Source organism: Micromonospora sp. LZ34, assembly GCF_052981855.1.
Genome location: NZ_JBRIQN010000004.1, coordinates 65,539 through 80,604, shown reverse-complemented (window position 1 = coordinate 80,604; position 15,066 = coordinate 65,539). Strand labels below are relative to the sequence as shown.

At 72.9% G+C, this 15,066-nt stretch carries 14 protein-coding genes and 1 pseudogene; 5 read left to right on the top strand and 10 right to left on the bottom strand.

Going from position 1 to position 15,066, the window contains the following annotated elements; all coding sequences use genetic code 11:
* Window positions 1–6 precede the first annotated feature (6 nt).
* The 3 genes from ACVCAH_RS06505 to ACVCAH_RS06495 all read right to left on the bottom strand — a co-directional run bounded on the left by ACVCAH_RS06505 (window position 7) and on the right by ACVCAH_RS06495 (window position 3,823).
* Entirely contained in the window at window positions 7–819 is an 813-nt protein-coding gene (locus ACVCAH_RS06505; protein WP_447135336.1) for a sugar ABC transporter permease, read from the bottom strand.
* A 113-nt stretch (window positions 820–932) separates the two neighbouring features.
* Window positions 933–2,573, bottom strand: coding sequence for an ABC transporter permease subunit (locus ACVCAH_RS06500; RefSeq protein ID WP_447135121.1), 1,641 nt, complete (start codon window positions 2,571–2,573; stop codon window positions 933–935).
* The gene (locus ACVCAH_RS06495; RefSeq protein ID WP_447135120.1) at window positions 2,573–3,823 is read right to left on the bottom strand and encodes a sugar ABC transporter substrate-binding protein; all 1,251 of its coding nucleotides are present in this window, start codon (window positions 3,821–3,823) and stop codon (window positions 2,573–2,575) included. Before ACVCAH_RS06495 ends, ACVCAH_RS06500 begins: the two co-directional genes overlap by 1 nt.
* A gap of 199 nt (window positions 3,824–4,022) precedes the next feature.
* On the opposite strand from ACVCAH_RS06495, the gene ACVCAH_RS06490 reads away from it, so the two are divergent.
* The 3 genes from ACVCAH_RS06490 to ACVCAH_RS06480 all read left to right on the top strand — a co-directional run bounded on the left by ACVCAH_RS06490 (window position 4,023) and on the right by ACVCAH_RS06480 (window position 7,449).
* Window positions 4,023–5,114: a LacI family DNA-binding transcriptional regulator gene (locus tag ACVCAH_RS06490; RefSeq protein ID WP_447135119.1), complete on the top strand. Its 1,092-nt coding sequence runs from the start codon at window positions 4,023–4,025 to the stop codon at window positions 5,112–5,114.
* Between the two features lie 128 nt (window positions 5,115–5,242).
* Window positions 5,243–6,877, top strand: coding sequence for a glycoside hydrolase family 13 protein (locus tag ACVCAH_RS06485; RefSeq protein WP_447135118.1), 1,635 nt, complete (start codon window positions 5,243–5,245; stop codon window positions 6,875–6,877).
* Between the two features lie 203 nt (window positions 6,878–7,080).
* Window positions 7,081–7,449 (top strand): VOC family protein, encoded by a 369-nt coding sequence (locus tag ACVCAH_RS06480; protein WP_447135117.1) that lies wholly within the window; start codon window positions 7,081–7,083, stop codon window positions 7,447–7,449.
* 69 nt (window positions 7,450–7,518) lie between these two features.
* On the opposite strand, the gene ACVCAH_RS06475 is transcribed toward ACVCAH_RS06480, so the two are convergent.
* From ACVCAH_RS06475 to ACVCAH_RS06445, 7 genes are all read right to left on the bottom strand, one after another.
* Window positions 7,519–7,956 carry a hypothetical protein gene (locus ACVCAH_RS06475; RefSeq protein ID WP_447135116.1) on the bottom strand — a complete coding sequence of 146 codons (438 nt, stop codon included), beginning with the start codon at window positions 7,954–7,956 and terminating at the stop codon, window positions 7,519–7,521.
* Between the two features lie 57 nt (window positions 7,957–8,013).
* Window positions 8,014–8,655: an SRPBCC family protein gene (locus tag ACVCAH_RS06470; RefSeq protein WP_447135115.1), complete on the bottom strand. Its 642-nt coding sequence runs from the start codon at window positions 8,653–8,655 to the stop codon at window positions 8,014–8,016.
* 19 nt (window positions 8,656–8,674) lie between these two features.
* Window positions 8,675–9,064 carry a GntR family transcriptional regulator gene (locus ACVCAH_RS06465; RefSeq protein WP_447135114.1) on the bottom strand — a complete coding sequence of 130 codons (390 nt, stop codon included), beginning with the start codon at window positions 9,062–9,064 and terminating at the stop codon, window positions 8,675–8,677.
* The gene (locus tag ACVCAH_RS06460; protein ID WP_447135113.1) at window positions 9,061–9,987 is read right to left on the bottom strand and encodes a YihY/virulence factor BrkB family protein; all 927 of its coding nucleotides are present in this window, start codon (window positions 9,985–9,987) and stop codon (window positions 9,061–9,063) included. Before ACVCAH_RS06460 ends, ACVCAH_RS06465 begins: the two co-directional genes overlap by 4 nt.
* 78 nt (window positions 9,988–10,065) lie before the next feature.
* Window positions 10,066–10,629, bottom strand: coding sequence for a 2'-5' RNA ligase family protein (locus tag ACVCAH_RS06455; protein ID WP_447135112.1), 564 nt, complete (start codon window positions 10,627–10,629; stop codon window positions 10,066–10,068).
* A 46-nt stretch (window positions 10,630–10,675) separates the two neighbouring features.
* Window positions 10,676–11,701 carry a tryptophan--tRNA ligase gene (gene trpS / locus ACVCAH_RS06450; protein WP_447135111.1) on the bottom strand — a complete coding sequence of 342 codons (1,026 nt, stop codon included), beginning with the start codon at window positions 11,699–11,701 and terminating at the stop codon, window positions 10,676–10,678.
* A gap of 33 nt (window positions 11,702–11,734) precedes the next feature.
* Entirely contained in the window at window positions 11,735–12,718 is a 984-nt protein-coding gene (locus tag ACVCAH_RS06445) for a hemolysin family protein (RefSeq protein WP_447135335.1), read from the bottom strand.
* 180 nt (window positions 12,719–12,898) lie between these two features.
* Between ACVCAH_RS06445 and galE the strand changes: the two genes are divergently transcribed.
* Window positions 12,899–13,921, top strand: a complete 1,023-nt coding sequence (gene galE, locus ACVCAH_RS06440; RefSeq protein ID WP_447135110.1) for a UDP-glucose 4-epimerase GalE — start codon at window positions 12,899–12,901, stop codon at window positions 13,919–13,921.
* Window positions 13,918–15,035: pseudogene (galK, locus tag ACVCAH_RS06435) on the top strand (galactokinase). The gene galE and the pseudogene galK overlap by 4 nt, the downstream one beginning before the upstream one ends.
* The last annotated feature ends 31 nt before the right edge of the window (window positions 15,036–15,066 follow it).

The window sequence follows — 15,066 nt, the reverse complement described above, 5'->3', positions numbered from 1 at the left end:
GCCGATTCACCCCTTGACGGCCCCGGCGGTCAGGCCGGAGACGATGTAGCGCTGGAGGAGTTGGAACACCAGCACGGTGGGGATCGCGGTGAGCAGGGTGCCCGCCGCGAACATCCCGAAGTTGTTGTTCCGCTCGCCGGCCACCATGCCGAACATGCCGACCGCCAGGGTCTTCGACTCGGTGTCGGTGAGGAACACATTGGCGATCATGAACTCGTTGATCGTGCCGATGAAGGAGAGCAGCGCCGTCACCGCCAGGATCGGCGCCACCAGCGGCAGCATGATCCGGAAGAAGACCTGGGCGTGGCTGGCACCGTCCATGGTGGCCGACTCGTCCAGTTCCCGGGGCAGCGTGTCGAAGAAGCCCTTCATCAGCCAGGTATTCACGCCGAGCGCACCGCCCATGTAGAGCAGGAACAGCCCCCAGGGGGTGTTGAAACCGATGCCCGGCCACAGGTCGGTGACCGTGGTGAAGATCAGGAAGATCGCCACGATCGCCAGGAACTGCGGGAACATCTGGATCAGCAGCAGGGTGAGCAGCCCGATCCGGCGGCCGGCGAAGCGCATCCGGGAGAAGGCGTACGCGGCCAGCGCGGAGAGGAAGATCGACACGAAGCTGGCCGTGCCGGCGATGAGCAGGCTGTTTAGGAACCAGTGCCCGAACGCGAACTTCTCGAAGAGATTGCCGAAGTTCTCGAGCGACACCCCCTCGGTCGGCACCAGGCTGGTGGAGGAGAGCGTGCCGCGCGGGTTGAGCGCCGCGGAGAGCACAAACAGGATCGGGAAGAGGCTGAACGCCACCGCCAGCACCCCGACCAGGTGGCGCCAGCCGACCTGGCGGAACCAGCGGCTGCGCCGCCCGCCCCGGGCGTTGCGGTTGGCGACCGGCGTGCCGCCCGTCTCGCGTGCGACCGGGACACCGCTGAGCGTGGTCACGCGTACACCTCCTCCTGCTTGCGGGTGCGCCGGAAGCTGATCGCCGAGACGATCGCGACGATCGCGAAGATGAAGACCGACACCGCCGCGGCCATGCCGAACTCCGCGCCCTGCGCGCCGAACGCCAACCGGTAGGTGTAGGTGATCAGCAGGTCGGTCGCCCCGTTGGTCGGGTTGTCGGCCGGGAACGGCCCGCCCTCGGTGGTCAGCCAGATCGCGTTGATGTTGTTGAAGTTGTACGCGAACGACGCGATCAGCAACGGGGAGAGCGCCACCAACAGCAGCGGCAGGGTGACCGCCCGAAACGACTGCCACGGCGACGCGCCGTCGACCGAGGTGGCCTCGGTCAGCTCCCGCGGGATGGCCTGGAGCGCGCCGGTGGCCACCAGGAACATGTACGGATAGCCGAGCCAGAGCTGCACCAGCAGCACCGCCGCCCGGGCCGACCAGTCCTGGCCGAACCAGTCCACGCCGAGCCCGAACAGGTTGTTGATCAGGCCGAAGTCGGTGTTGAACATGTCCCGCCAGACCAGCAGCATGGCGAAGGACGGCATGGCGTACGGCAGGATCAGCAGCACCCGGTAGAGGTTGGTGCCGCGCATCCGGGGCGAGTGCAGCGCCAGCGCGATGGCCATGCCGAGCAGGAAGGTCAGCCCGGTCGAGCCGATCGCGAAGGCGAAGTTCCAGATCAGCGTGCCGAAGAACGGACCGGAGATGGCCGGCTCGGTGAGCACCCGGGCGAAGTTGTCCAGCCCGACGGTGACCTTCCAGCCCTGCGCCAGCCGGTCCCCGTCGGCGGCGACGAAGGAGCCGCTGGCCTCGTCCGCGGTCCAGGTCTTCCCGGTCTCGGCGTCCCGGACGCAGTCGCAGCCGGCGTCGTACGCGCGCACGGCCTTGCCCTCGTAGGCGCGGGTGAGACCGGTGGACCGGATCGCGCCACCGGCGGTCGGCACGACCAGGTCGGTGATCTCCTGGCTGCGGGCGCCGGCCTGGCCGAAGTTCAGCACGGTGTAGCCGTCGGCGGCGGTGACCTTGCCGCCGGGGGCGACGGTGACGTCGGCCGGGTCGAGCGGGCGCAGCCCCTCGGCGTTTCCGACCGAGACGACGCCGCTGGCCGGGTCGGTGACCAGGAAGACCAGGGGGCCGGTGGCGGGGTCGCCGGTGGTGGCGATGGAGAGGGCGTACTCGGTGGAACCGGGCACCTGCTGCACCGAAGCGGTCTGGATGGCGACGATCGCCTCGTCCTTGCTGCCGCGGTGCCCGTCGCCGAAGTTCGTGAAGGCGGTGCTCGCCGTGTAGAGCACCGGGAAGACCTGGAAGGCGATCAGGAAGAGCGTGCCGGGGACCAGGTACTTGGCCGGGATGTGCCGGCGGGTGAGGTAGAGGTAGAACAGTCCGGCGGTGGTGACCGCCAGCAGGGCCAGCCCGACCCACATCTCGGCCTCGACGAGCGGGAAGGCCGCCCAGATCGCGATGCCGGCCGTCAGGCCGAGCAGGATCACCTTGACGAGCAGGCCGGTCGCGGTGATCGGCGCGCGGTGCCGCGCGGTACGGGACGAGCGCGGGAGCCCGGAGCCGACGGGCTCCCGGCCCGGGACCTGCTGGGCAGGTCCCGGGCCGGACAGCGGCGTGCTCATTACTTGATCTGGCCGGAGATGGTCTTGCCAGCCGCGGTGATCGTCTTTGCCGGGTCGGCGCCGCCGATGATGGCGGCCTGCGCCTTGCCGAACGGGTCCCAGATCGCGGCCATGGCCGGGATCGCCGGAAGCACCTGGCCGTTCTTGCCGGCCTCCTGGAACTTGGCCAGGTCCGGGTCGGTGCCCTTGACCTGCTCTAGCGCGGCGGTCAGCGCCGGCGGCCGGGGCTCGGCGTTGTACAGCGCCACGGCCAGCTCCGGCGTGGTCACGTAGTTGGCCACGAACTCCTGGGCCAGCGCCTTGTTCTTGCCCTTGGACGCCACGTAGAACGCCTGGACACCGACGAACGGCTGAGCTTCCTTGCCACCGGCGAAGCCGGGGACCGGGGAGATGTCGTAGGAGATGCCGGCCTTCTTGGCGTCCGCGATGGCCCACGGGCCGGAGACCAGGAAGGCGCACTTCTTGGCGCCGAAGTTGGCGATCGAGTTCTCGGCGGTGATGGAGCGCTTCAACGCGCCCTCGCCCTTCTCACCGAGCGCGGCGATCTTCTTGAACGCCTCGATCGACTCCGGCTTGCCCACGCCCAGGTCCTTCGGGTCGTAGTCGCCGTTGGCGGCGGTGCCGAAGAGGTAGCCGCCGGCCGAGGTGTACAGCGGGTAGATGTGGTACGCGTCGCCGTTCTGGCCGGACTGCAGGCAGAGGATCTCGCTGGCCTTCTTCTCCGCCTTGAGCTTCTTGCCGGCGGCGACCAGCTCCTCGATGGTCTTGGGCGCCTCGGGGGCCAGCGCGGTGTTGCGGATCAGCGCGAGGTTCTCCATCGCGTACGGCACGCCGTAGAGCTGGCCGTTGAAGCTGACGGCCTTGACGGCGGTCTCGTTGAAGCCGCTCTTCTGCTCGGCGGTCAGCTGCACCGGGTCGATGGCGCCGTTCTGCACCAGGTTGCCGATCCAGTCGTGCGCGCCGACCACCACGTCCGGGCCGCTGCCCTGCTGCGAGGCGGTGACGAAGTTGGTCTGCAGGTCCTTGGAGACGGCCTGCACCTCGACGGTGACGCCGTTCTCCTGGCCGAACTTCTCGGCGAACGGCTTGAGGGCCGCGGTCCGCTTGTCGTCGGCCCAGATCACCAGCTTGCCGCCGGCGGCAGCCTTGGGGGATTCGTTGGCGGCCGGCTCGTCGCTGCCGCCGCCACAGCCGGACGCGGCGAGCGCCAGGGCGAAGGCGGCGACCACACCCGCGGTACGGATGCGCATCGGTACTCCTGTCGTCATGGCGGTCCGCCGGGGGAAGGGCGGCCCGCCAGTGGAAAACCTCTGTAAGTTCTTGCCAACCGGCGCTAGGGTGCTGCGCCGCTGCTCTCGCATGTTGCGGGGACGTTAGCAAGACGTTGCAGAGAATGGAAGGGCTTGCAGGAGTGTACGCAAGATCTTGCCCGTGAGCTAAAGTGCCGCCATGCGCGCTCGACTGTCCGACATCGCCCAACAGGCCGAAGTCAGCGAGGCCACGGTGTCGCGGGTGCTCAACGACCGCCCGGGAGTGGCCCCGGAGACCCGGCAGGCCGTCCTGACCGCCCTCGACGTGCTCGGCTACGAGCGCCCGGCCCGGCTGCGCAAGCGCAGCGCCGGCCTGGTGGGCCTGGTCGTCCCGGAGCTGGACAACCCGATCTTCCCCGCCTTCGCCCAGGTGATCGAGTCGACGCTGGCGCAGAGCGGGTTCACCCCGGTGCTGTGCACCCAGACCGCCGGCGGGGTCACCGAGGACGAGTACGTCGAGATGCTGCTGGACCGGCAGGTCTCCGGGATCGCCTTCGTCTCCGGTCTGCACGCCGACACCGCCGCCAACCACGACCGCTACCGGGCGCTGATCGCCCGCCCGCTGCCGGTGGTGATGATCAACGGTTACGTCCCCGGCATCGCCGCGCCCTTCGTCTCCTGTGACGACGGCGAGGCCGCCGAGCTGGCCGTGGCCCACCTGGTGGCGCTCGGGCACCGCCGGATCGGCCTGATCACCGGCCCGGACCGGTTCGTGCCGGTGCAGCGGAAGGTGGCCGGCTGGCGCAGCGCGATGAGCCGGCTGGCCGGGCTGCCCGCCGCCGAGCTGGACGAGCTGGCCGAGCTGTCGCTGTTCGGTGTGGAGGGTGGCGAGGCCGCCGCGGGGCGGCTGCTCGACCGCGGCGTGACCGGCGTCGTCTGCGGCTCCGACCTGATGGCGCTCGGCGCGATCCGGGCGGCCCGGCAGCGCGGCCTGTCGGTGCCGGCGGACCTCTCGGTGGTCGGCTACGACGATTCGCCGCTGATGGCGTTCACCGACCCGCCGCTGACCACCATGCGCCAGCCGGTGACGGCGATGGCGGTGGCCGCGGTGCGGGCCCTGGTCGACGAGATCAACGGGCACGCGGCCCCGCACTCGGAGTACCTGTTCCGCCCCGAGTTGGTGGTGCGCGGCTCCACCGCGGTCGCCCCGGCGGCCGGCGGGCGGCGGCCGGGCGCCGGCGGGGTGACCGGGCAGCGACCGGCGCCGCCGGCGCTCGCCGTACCGGCCTGACCGGTGATCGACGCCATTTCTTGCGCAAGAACTGCTTGACTCTTGCAACGCCGGGGCGGCATCCTGCTCAGGCACCCACCCGCCCACCGGGTGCCGCCGTCCCGCGCCACAGAACGGGGAACGCCTCGATGACCGCCAGCCACCCCACCCCGCAGACCTCCGACGCCGACTGGTGGCGCTCCGCCGTCGTCTACCAGGTCTACGTGCGCAGTTTCGCCGACAGCGACGGCGACGGCATCGGCGACCTGCGCGGCATCCGCGAGCGACTGCCGTACCTGCGCGACCTCGGGGTGGACGCGCTCTGGCTGACCCCCTTCTACACCTCGCCGATGGTCGACGGCGGCTACGACGTGGCCGACTACCGCGACGTCGACCCGATGTTCGGCACCCTCACCGACTTCGACGCCATGATCACCGACGCGCACGCGTTCGGCCTGCGAATCATCGTCGACCTGGTGCCCAACCACACCTCCAGCGCGCACCCGTGGTTCCAGGCAGCCCTGGCCGCCGGCCCGGGCTCCGCCGAGCGGGCGCGCTACCTCTTCGCCGACGGCAAGGGCGAGCAGGGCGAGCTGCCCCCGAACGACTGGGAGAGCATCTTCGGCGGCCCGGCCTGGACCCGGGTGCCGGACGGCCAGTGGTACCTGCACCTGTTCGACCCGGCCCAGCCGGACCTCGACTGGCGGCACCCGGAGGTGCGCGCCGAGTTCGAGGACATCCTGCGGTTCTGGCTGGACCGGGGCGTGGACGGGTTCCGGATCGACGTGGCCCACGGCATGATCAAGGCCGAGGGACTGCCGGACGTCGGCTTCAGCAGCATGACCACCGGGCAGCGCCAGGTGGAACTGCTCGGCAAGGGCCGGCTCCCCTACTTCGACCAGGACGAGGTGCACGACATCTACCGCGCCTGGCGGCCGATCCTGGACAGCTACCCCGGCGGCCGGATGGCGGTGGCGGAGGCGTGGGCCGAGACGCCGCAGCGGCTGGCCCGCTACATCGGCCCGGACGAGCTGCACCAGGCGTTCAGCTTCGACTTCCTCGACGCGACCTGGTCGGCCGACTCGTTCCGCAAGGTGATCGACACCGCGCTGGCCGAGTCCACCATCGTCGGCGCGCCGACCACCTGGGTGCTCTCCAACCACGACAAGCAGCGGCACGTCACCCGCTACGGCGACGGGCCCGAGGGGCTGCGCCGGGCCCGCGCGGCCACCCTGCTGATGCTCGCCCTGCCCGGCTGCGCCTACCTCTACCAGGGCGAGGAGCTGGGTCTGCCGGAGGTGCTCGACCTCCCCGACGAGCTGCGCCAGGATCCGGCGTTCCTGCGCACCGGGGAGAGCCGGGACGGCTGCCGGGTGCCGATCCCGTGGAGCGGCGAGCTGGCCCCGTACGGCTTCGGGCCGGCGGGCAGCGAGCTGAGCTGGCTGCCGGCCCCGGCGACCTGGCAGGCCCTCTCGGTCGCCGCCCAGATCGACGTGCCCGGCTCGACCCTGGAGCTCTACCGCACGGCGCTGCGGATCCGCCGCGAGCACCCGGCGCTGTCGGCCGACGCCGGCGGGGTGACCTGGTTGGAGACCGAGCCGGGCGTGCTGGCGTTCAGCCGCGCCGCCGGCGACACCGTGCTGACCTGTGTGGTCAACATCAGCGGTGCGCCGGCCCTGATCGACGGGTACGGCGAGCCGATCGCCGCCAGCGAGGCGCTCACCGGGCAGGGCTCCGGCCACCTGCTCCCGGTCGACGCGGCCGCCTGGTTCGAACGGCGCTGAGCGGGTAACCCGTCATCGACCTGGTCGTCCGTTGTGCCCCGCGCCGACGGGCGGCTGGGCCACCGACCCCTTGTGGTGGGGGGTGAGGTGGCGCCGGCGCCTCGTGGAGTCCGCTCCGCGGGGCGCCGGCGTCCATCCCGGACGTGTCGCCGCGGCCCGCAGGGGTAGGACTCTCCACGACGGCCCCCCCGGAGGTGAAATCCATGGCACACGTGGCCCAGTACACCCTCGACGTGACGGACCTCGATCTGATGGCGGCGTTCTGGTCGGCGGCGCTCGGCTACACCGTCGAGCGGGGCGGCGACGGCAGCGCCAAGCTGTACCCGCCGCCGGACGCGGTCGGCGCTCCCACGGTCTGGTTGCAGGGTTCCGGCACCCCGAAGCGGGACAAGAACCGGCTGCACCTGGACCTGGTCGCCGACGGCGACCCGGCGGTCGAGGTGCGCCGGCTGGTCGAGTTGGGCGCCCGGCACGCCGACGTGGGGCAGACCGGCGAGGAGGGATTCGTCGTCCTCGCCGACCCGGAGGGCAACGAGTTCTGCGTGCTGGACGGCCCGGTGCGTCGCCCCTGACCGGCGGCACTTCGCCGGCCCACACGGGCCGGCCGCGCCCCCGTCAGACCCGGGCCGGCCGCGCCCCAGTCAGGAGCCGGTGAGCTTCGCCGCGATCCGGCGGAAGCCCTCCCGTAGCTCGGCCTCGCTGGGCGGGGCGGTCGGCTCGGTGCGCAGGTCGGCCTCGGCGGCCGCCTCCAGCTCCTCGTCGATGGTGTCCTCGAAGTCGCCGTAGAGGTCGGCCTCCTCGATCTGCGCGACCTCGTCCTCGGCAGCGATCTGCGCGGCCGCGATCTCGCCCCGGATCTGCTCGGCGGAGACCGCCGGCAGCAGCGGCTCGACCACCGCCATCAGCTGCTCCTCGGCCACCACCGCCTCCGCCAGCGCCAGCGCGTGCGGCCGCTCGTACGGGCCGCAGACCACCGGCTCCCACTCGTCGGCGTCGCCGAGCGGGCCGAAGGTGATGATCCAGGGCAGGCCGAGCATCGGCGAGTCGTCCGGCAGGTCCAACGTCACGAGTGCGCCCACCGGCTCATCATGGTCCGTCGCGCCGGAACCCTGGGCGGCAATCGCCCTATTCACGCCTCACACACCGGAGAGGGGGCGCCAGCGAGCCGTCCACTCCTCGCGCAACCCGGCCAGGGTGGCGTCGTCCAGTCCGTAGCCGCTGACGGTGAGGCTGACCGGGGACGCCGTGTCGCTGTCCAGCGGGGCCTCCGCGAGCGCGGCCAGCAGCCGGCCCTCGGAGTCGACCACGATCCGTTGGTGCCGGCTGGCGTGCCACTGCTCGGCCGCACCCGCCGCGTCGAGCACCGCGAGCAGCTGCCCGCCGGTCGCCGTGTCGGTCAGGTGGAGCGTCCGGCGGCGGCCGCCCGGGCGCCGTTCCAGCAGGAAGCGCAGCTGCTCGAAGAAGGTGCGCCAGCCTTCCGCGATGGCGTCCCGCTCCGCCGCGCCGTCGACGTCCGCCGGTGCCGGCAGGACCGCCCGCAGCAGCGCCCCGTCACCGTCCGGGACGACCCGCAGCTCGGAGCCGTCGGCCATCGCCAGCCGGTCCGGGGGAAAGGGCTCGGCGTGGGCGACGAAGATGTAGTGGATCTCGTCGATTAGGCCGTCGTACTCCCAGCCGAACCACTCCCGGATCTCGTCCGGCACGGTCAGCGCCGGCCAGATCCGCTCGGGCGGCGCGGACACGGGGACCTCGACCACCGTCGCGCTCGATTCGATCATCGGTCTCCTCCTGCTGTCGTCAACCCGGCCGCGCCGCCTCCAGCGCGGCGCGGACCAGGGCGAGCGCCGCCGCGGGCGGCACCCCCAGCCGGACGGCCTGCGCGGCGTAGTCGGCCGCCACCCGCTGCAACCGGTCCATGGCATCGTCCCGCCCGGGTGCGACAAACGTGCCGTGCCGGCCCCGGGTCTCCAGCAGGCCGGCCGCCTCCAGCTCCCGGTAGGCGCGGGCGACCGTGTTCGCGGCCAGGTTCAGGTCCGCCGCGAGCTGCCGGACCGTGGGCAGCCGGGTGCCGACCGGCAGCCGGCCGTCCCCGACCAGTTCCGCGAGCTGCCCGCGCACCTGCTCGTACGGCGGCACCGACGAGTCCTGGTCGACGGTGATCAGCACCAACTTTTCCCTCCCGCTCATCCGGCCCCGCCCGGGGTGCCGGGATCGGTGTCCACGTCGAGGTCACCGGGGGGCGGGCCGCCCGCCGCGAGGTCCACCACCCGTCCGCGGGGGCTGGTCGCGGCGAGCGCCGCGCCGAAGAGCACCAGCTGGTTGAGCAGGTAGAGGTAGAGCAGCAGGCCGACCGCCCCGGCCACCACCGTGTACGCCGGGTTCCGCTCGGTGCGCACCACGTAGTAGCGCCCGACGGTGTTGAGCAGCGTGATGCCGACCGCGACCAGCACCACCACCGGGCGCAGCCGGGCCCGGCTCATCCGCAGCCGGGGCACGGCGACCAGCAGCAGGGCGGCCAGCACCGCGTTGACCAGCACGCTCAGCACCGCGCTGATCGTGGTGAGGCCGATCGAGCCGGTGCTGCGCAGCAGGAAGCGCAGCAGCGACTCCAGCGCGTCGACCGCGGCCACCGAGACGCCGAGCAGCACGAAGATGACGAGCAGCACGCCGATGTCGACCAGCCGGCGGACCACCAGGTTGCCCGGCTGCTGGTTGAAGCCGTACATCAGCCGTTGCGAGGAGCGGATCGCCTCCACCCAGCCGATCCCGGTGAAGGCCAGGATGACCAGGCCGACCACCCCGACCGTGCCGCTGCTCTCGGCGATCTGCACCGGGTCGAGGAACGGCAGGTTCTCCCGGAGGAAGTCGGCCGCCGCGGCGCTGACCTCGTCGTTGTCCTGAAGGATCGCACCGAAGATCCAGTACGCGACCAGCGCGAGCGCGAAGACCGCGAAGAAGCCGTAGTAGGCGATCGCGGCGGCCAGCCGCCCGCCGAGCACGTCGTTGTAACGCACGCCGGCCCGCCAGACGTGGTCGAACACACCGGAGCGGCGGCGCGCGGCGTTCACCCGCCGCTCGAGGCCCGCCTCCAGGCGGCCGAAGACGTTCACGCGTTCATCCTCGCCGATCCCCGGCCACCGTGCGGGTATCCGACCCGCCGCCGCGCCCTCGTCCGGCCACCGGCGGGGTCAGCCGCCCAACCGGAAGTCCCGGCGCGGCTGCCACCGGGCCTGCCCGCTGTGCGAGAAGAGGGTGAAGGCCTCCACCTCGAACATCGCGGAGAAGTCGGCCAGGTCCTCGTACGCCTTGTCCAGCGCCTCCGGCGCGACGTCCTGCGCCACCGTGACGTGCGGGTGGTAGGGAAAGCGGGTCTCCCGGCGCAGCTCGGGGGCGGCCCTGATCGCGGCGGCCAGCAGCTCGCACTCGCTGATCCCGGCGGCCACCGCGACGAAGACCACCTGGGTCACCGGCCGGAACGTGCCGGTGCCCCGCAGGTGCAGGGTGAACGGCAGGTGGGCGGCGGCGACCGCGCCGAGGTGCCGCTCCACCGCGGGCAGCGTCGCCACCGGGATCTCGGTCGGCCCGAGCAGTGTCACGTGCGCCGGGATGTCGGCGGCCTGCGGGTCGCCGGCCTCGGCCCGGCGTCGGGTCAGCATCGCCCCCCACGGCTCGGGGATGTCCACCGCGACCCCGATCTGGATGGTGTCGTCCACCCCGGGCGCCCCGTCCCAGCCGTCCACGCTCCGCGCCACCCCTCCGACCGCCGACCCGTCACCCGTACCGTCGCGCCGCGCGGCGCTACTCGCCGCGCACCGGCGGGAAGAACCCCACCCGCTCGTACGCGACGCGCAGCGTCTCGGCGGCGACCGCACGGGCCTTCTCCGCGCCGGCGGCGAGCAGCTTGTCCAGTTGGGCCGGGTCGTCGAGGTAGGCGCGGGTGCGCTCCTGGATCGGGCGGACGAACTCCCCCACCACCTCGGCCAGGTCCTTCTTCAGGTCGCCGTAGCCCTTGCCCGCGTACGCGGCCACCAGGTCGTCGATGCTCCGGCCGCCGAGCGCGGAGTAGATGGTGAGCAGGTTGGCGATGCCGGGCTTGGTCTCGGCGTCGAACACGATCTCCCGACCGGTGTCGGTGACCGCGGAGCGGATCTTCTTGGCCGACCGGGCCGGGTCCTCCAGCAGGTCGATGATGCCGGCCGGCGAGGAACTCGACTTGGACATCTTGGCGGTCGGGTCCTGCAGGTCGGTGATCTTCGCGGTGTCCTTCACGATGTGCGGCGCCGGCACGGTGAAGGTGGGGCCGAACAGCGAGTTGAACCGCTGGGCCAGGTCGCGGGAGAGCTCCAGGTGCTGGCGCTGGTCCTCGCCGACCGGCACCGCGTGCGCCTGGTAGAGCAGGATGTCGGCGGCCTGCAGGATCGGGTAGGTGAACAGGCCGACGCTGGCCCGCTCGCCACCCTGCTTCTGCGCCTTGTCCTTGAACTGGGTCATCCGGCTGGCCTCGCCGAAGCCGGTGATGCAGCCCAGCACCCAGGCCAGCATCGAGTGCTCGGGCACCTGCGACTGCACGAAGAGCGTGCTGCGCTCCGGGTCCAGCCCGACCGCGAACAGCTGCGCGGCGGCCAGCCGGGACCGCTGCTTCAGCACCTTCGGGTCGTGCCCCGCGGTGATCGCGTGCAGGTCGACCACGCAGTAGAAGGCGTCGTGGGTGTCCTGCAACGCCACCCAGTGCCGCACCGCGCCCAGGTAGTTGCCGAGGTGGAACGAGTCGGCCGTCGGCTGGATGCCGGAGAAGACACGGGGGCGGGCGGGAACGTCGGACATGCCGGCAATTCTGTCAGCAACGCCGGGCGGACGTCATGACGGCCCCGCGGGTCGGCCCGGGCCGGGCGCGGTGGGCGCGCCCACCTCGCGACGCTGCTCGGGCAGGCGCAGCGTGGACACGGCGAGCCGGGCCACCCGGCGCCCCTCCAGCGCCAGCACCCGCAGCAGCCACCCGCCGGACGGCTCCCCCGGCCCGGCCGCGCCCTCCGGCTCGGTGGCCACCGGCACCTCGTCGCCGGCCACCGGAAGGCGGCCCAGCGCCGCCATCACGTACCCGCCGACCGTCTCATACGGGCCGGCCGGCAGGTGCACACCGGTGCGCTCGGCGAAGTCGGCCAGGTTGAGCCGGCCGTCCACCACCGCGGGCAGGCCCGCACGGACCGGCTCGGGCGGACCGTCGTACTCGCCGTGGATCTCCCCGACCAGTTCCTCGATCAGGTCCTCGCAGGTGACGATGCCGGCGGTGCCGCCGTACTCGTCGACCACCACCGCCAGGTGGTGCCCCTCCCGGCGCATCTCGGTCAGCGCGGCGAGCACCCGCTTGCTGCCGGGCAGCCGCTTCACCTCGCGGGTCAGCTGGCCGACCGTGGTGCACGGGTCGACCTCCGGGCGCAGCAGCACGTCCCGCAGGTGCACGAAGCCGACCACGTCGTCGTGGGTGCCGTCCACCACCGGGTAGCGGGTGTGCGGCTCGGCGCGGACCAACCCGGCCGCCTCGGCGATGGTCAGCCGGGCGGAGAGGAAGACCACCTCGGTGCGGGGCATCATCACCTCGCGGACCAGGCTCGCCCCGGCCACCAGCACCTCGTCGATGATCCGGCGTTCCTCCGGGTCCAGCACCGTGTTGGCCGCGACCAGGTCGCGCAGATCAGCCTCGCTGATCCGCTCCCGGCCGGCCGCCGGGCTGGCGCCGAGCAGGTCGGTCACCAGCCGGGTGGCGCCGTCCGCGGCGCGCACCACGACCCGGGCGACCGCCCGGGCGAGCGGACCCGGTTCGCGTCGTGGCCGCTCCCGCATCCGCCGCCGGAGCCCGGGACCACCCGCTTCCCGCATGCCTTGGATGGTAGACACCGGGAACCGCCGGCACCGGCAGCCGCGCATGTTCGGCTCTGTTTAATCGTGAGAGTTTATGATGGAATGGTGGCGCGTCGCGGACGCGGAGCGCGCCCCCACCGGCGGCCGTAGGGTGATCACCACATGGTCGCGGCCGCGACGGCCAGGCAGGAGGAGACCGACGTGAAACTGCTCGTCACCGGCGGCGCCGGCTTCATCGGCAGCGTGGTGACCCGGATGCTGCTCGACGCCGGCCACCAGGTGGTCGTCCTCGACGACCTGCGCACCGGCCACCGGGCGGCGCTCGCCCCCGACGCGACGCACGTCGAGGCGTCCATCCGCGACGCGGCCCGGGTGCTCACCCCCGAGGCGGGCTTCGACGGGGTGCTGCACTTCGCCGCCCTGATCGCCGCCGGCGAGTCGATGGTCAAGCCGGAGCTCTACTGGCACACCAACACCGTCGGCACGCTGGCGCTGCTCGACGCGGTCCGGGCCGCCGGAGTGCCCCGGCTGGTCTTCTCCTCCACCGCCGCGGTCTACGGCAACCCGACCGAGCTGCCGATCCCGGAGACCGCGGTCAAAGCCCCCACCAACACGTACGGGGCCACCAAGCTCGCCGTCGACATGGCGCTCACCTCCGAGGCGGTCGCCCACAACCTGGCCGCCGTCTCGCTGCGCTACTTCAACGTCGCCGGGGCGCACCTCGACGGCGACGTCGCGCTCGGCGAGCGGCACGACCCGGAAACCCACCTGATCCCGATCGCGCTCGAGGTGGCCGCCGGCCGGCGGGAGAAGCTCCAGCTCTTCGGCGACGACTACCCCACCGTCGACGGCACCTGCGTGCGCGACTACATCCACGTCGCCGACCTCGCCCGCGCCCACCTGCTCGCGCTCGACGCGGCGGCGCCCGGCCAGCACCGGATCTACAACCTGGGCAACGGCAGCGGGTTCACCAACCGCCAGGTGGTCGACGTGGTCCGCGAGGTCACCGGGCACCCGGTGCCGGTGGAGGTGGCGCCGCGCCGCGAGGGCGACCCGGCCGAGCTGGTCGCCTCCGCCGCGCTGGCCCGCGCGGAACTCGGCTGGGTGCCGCAGAAGCCGACCCTGCACGACATGGTCGGCGACGCCTGGGCGTTCTACCGCACGCACGTCCTGGAGCAGCGGTGACCGACGACGTCGCGGCCCGCGCCACCGCGGGCTTCCGGTCGGCGTACGGGGCGGAGCCGGCGGGCCGCTGGGCGGCTCCCGGGCGGGCCAACCGTTCGCGCTCTCCCTGCGCACCGTGGCGGCCGCCGCCGCCCAGCCCGGCGAGACCTGGACGGTCTGGTCGGAACTGACCGGCGAGACGGTCACCTTCGGCGCCGACGAGGTCGCCGCGCCGGGCCGGGTCACCGGCTGGACGGCGTACGTGGCCGGGGTGGTCTGGGCGCTGCGCGAGGCGGGCCACGCCGTGCCCGGCGCCCGGCTGGCCATCGCCTCGGACGTGCCGCTCGGCTCCGGGCTCTCCTCCTCGGCCGCGCTGGAGTCGGCCGTGCTGGCCGCCCTGGTCGACCTGGGCGGGCTCGACCTGCCCGCCGAGCGGCAGCCCCGGCTGGCCCAGCGGGCCGAGAACGCCTACGTCGGCGCGCCGACCGGGATCATGGACCAGTCCGCGGCCATCCGCTGCCGGGCCGGGCACGCGCTCTTCCTCGACTGCCGGGACGAGTCGGTCGAGCACATCCCGTTCGACCTGGACGCGGCCGGGCTCGCCATGCTGGTGGTCGACAGCCGGGCACCGCACCGGCACGCCGACGGCGAGTACGCGGCCCGCCGGAAGTCCTGCGAGCGGGCCGCCGACCTGCTCGGCGTGCCGGCGCTGCGGGACGTCGACGTGGCCGGGCTCGACGACGCGCTGGCCCGGCTCGACGACGACGAGACCCGCCGCCGGGTCCGGCACGTGGTCACCGAGGACCAGCGGGTGCTGGACACCGTCGCGCTGCTGCGCGCCGACCGGATCCGGGAGATCGGCCCGCTGCTGACCGCCTCACACGCCTCGATGCGGGACGACTTCGAGATCACCGTGCCGGAGATCGACACCGCGGTCGAGGCGGCGCTCGCGGCCGGGGCGCTCGGCGCGCGGATGACCGGCGGCGGCTTCGGCGGCTGCGTCCTCGCCCTGGTCGACGCCGCGGCCGCCGAGACGGTGGCCGCCGCCGTCACCGCCGCGTACGCCGAGCGCGGCTTCACCGCCCCCGGGCACGTCACCGTGCTGCCCGGCCCGGGCGCCACCCGCCTGGACTGAGCCACCACCCGGCGACCACTTCGCCGATCCG

Bases quoted from the DNA above. Each gene is read 5' to 3' on its own strand.
- ACVCAH_RS06500 (WP_447135121.1), bottom strand. From the start codon at position 2,573: ATGAGCACGCCGCTGTCCGGCCCGGGACCTGCCCAGCAGGTCCCGGGC.
- ACVCAH_RS06495 (WP_447135120.1), bottom strand. From the start codon at position 3,823: ATGCGCATCCGTACCGCGGGTGTGGTCGCCGCCTTCGCCCTGGCGCTC.
- ACVCAH_RS06490 (WP_447135119.1), top strand. From the start codon at position 4,023: ATGCGCGCTCGACTGTCCGACATCGCCCAACAGGCCGAAGTCAGCGAG.
- ACVCAH_RS06485 (WP_447135118.1), top strand. From the start codon at position 5,243: ATGACCGCCAGCCACCCCACCCCGCAGACCTCCGACGCCGACTGGTGG.
- ACVCAH_RS06480 (WP_447135117.1), top strand. From the start codon at position 7,081: ATGGCACACGTGGCCCAGTACACCCTCGACGTGACGGACCTCGATCTG.
- ACVCAH_RS06470 (WP_447135115.1), bottom strand. From the start codon at position 8,655: ATGATCGAATCGAGCGCGACGGTGGTCGAGGTCCCCGTGTCCGCGCCG.
- ACVCAH_RS06465 (WP_447135114.1), bottom strand. From the start codon at position 9,064: ATGAGCGGGAGGGAAAAGTTGGTGCTGATCACCGTCGACCAGGACTCG.
- trpS (WP_447135111.1), bottom strand. From the start codon at position 11,701: ATGTCCGACGTTCCCGCCCGCCCCCGTGTCTTCTCCGGCATCCAGCCG.
- ACVCAH_RS06445 (WP_447135335.1), bottom strand. From the start codon at position 12,718: ATGCGGGAGCGGCCACGACGCGAACCGGGTCCGCTCGCCCGGGCGGTC.
- galE (WP_447135110.1), top strand. From the start codon at position 12,899: ATGGTCGCGGCCGCGACGGCCAGGCAGGAGGAGACCGACGTGAAACTG.